Annotated in this window: 1 protein-coding gene; it reads left to right on the forward strand. The window is 66.8% G+C overall.

Going from position 1 to position 1,403, the window contains the following annotated elements:
* Positions 1-1,046: 1,046 nt before the first annotated feature.
* Positions 1,047-1,403: hypothetical protein (locus IMZ11_RS42260; protein WP_228649157.1), on the forward strand; the 357-nt coding region annotated here is incomplete at its 3' end.

Consider the following 1,403-nt stretch of genomic DNA (forward strand, 5'->3'; position numbering starts at 1 on the left):
GTACTGCACTGGGGACGGTGTGGGAGAGTAGGACGCCGCCGGACAATTTTTGTGGGAGAGGGTCACCTTGTTTGGGGTGGCCCTTTCTCTTTTTTATGCCTTGTTGGGTAAGCGCTTTCCGGCTGGTTTCGGTGGTGTTGCTGGTTCGGGTTCTGGCTGGTCTGGGTTCTGTTGGTCGGCGTGGGTGTTCCCCTCGCTGGTGGCGGCGCTTTCCGTGGTGGCGTCTTTTCGTGGTGTGGTGTCGGGGCCGGCTGGCGGTCGGTGTTGCGCGCGGTGGTCGCTGTTGTGTTCTGCGCTGATGCCGGTGTGCTGGTTCTCGGCTGTCGGGCAGGTGCTTTCCGGATTTGTTTGGCGGTGTATTGCGGGGGCCGACCCGGGTCAGCCGCGGTACGGCCGCTGCCCAGCGCGTTGAGTTGCGGGGTGAGCCACTCGATGTGGGGGTGTTTTGGTAGGCGCTGCCTGCTTGGTGTCCGTAGGCGCGGAGGCGGGGGGCTTGCTCCGGCCGGCCGTGATAGCGGGCCTCTGGTGATGCCGCTCTCGCGGCCGTCGCGGGCGTGGTGGTTGCTGGCACGGTCTTACGCCGGCCTCCACAAACCCCGCCTCCACGCCCCCCTTTGCCGCCATAGTCTCCTACCCAGATGCTGCGCAGTGCTTCGGGATCGTGACTTCGGCTCGTGTGGTAGCGCTGACTTGCTAGGCTTGCAGAGTCGGGCCACCTTCAATTGGTGGCCTTCTTCGCGTCAGGCAAGGAGCGAAGGCCACGGCGAGCGACGAGAGCCGGCAGCCAAGACTTTCGGCCGGAAGCGGACGTTCAGCATCGTCCGGCTCATACGTTCATCTCCCGCGGGCGGAGGAGCCAAGGGATCACGTGAGATCCCGGCACTAAGCCCCCTACGCGGTGAGTGAGTAATAGAGGACAGAAGTGAACAGAGAAGACGGGCGTGACGGCGTGGGCCGTGGCGAAGAGAACCGCGCAGAAGGCAATGACCGGCCGCGCCGCACGAGCGGGGGCCGAGACGAGGGCCGGAGCGGCTACGGGGAGCGGCGTGAGGGCCGTTCTGGAGACCAGGGCGACTTCCGCGGACGCGACCGGGGTGATCGTCCTCAGCGTTCGTACGGGGATCGCGACGCGTTCCGTGCCGACCGCCCGCGGCGCACGTTCGGCGACCGTGACGGTGACCGGCCCCAGCGGTCTTATGGGGACCGCGATGCATCCCGGGGTTCGGGGTTCCGTGATCGTGATGACCGTGGTGGTCAGCGTTCCTATGGTGACCGGCCCCAGCGGTCTTATGGGGACCGGGATGCCGCTCGTGGTGGTGACCGGCCGCAGCGTTCGTACGGTGACCGTGACGCGTCCCGGGGTTCGGGCTTCCGCGACCGTGATGACCGTGGCGGGCGCCCGG

This window comes from Microtetraspora sp. AC03309, from assembly GCF_020826795.1.
Classification (GTDB): Bacteria; Actinomycetota; Actinomycetes; order Streptosporangiales; family Streptosporangiaceae; genus Microtetraspora; species Microtetraspora glauca.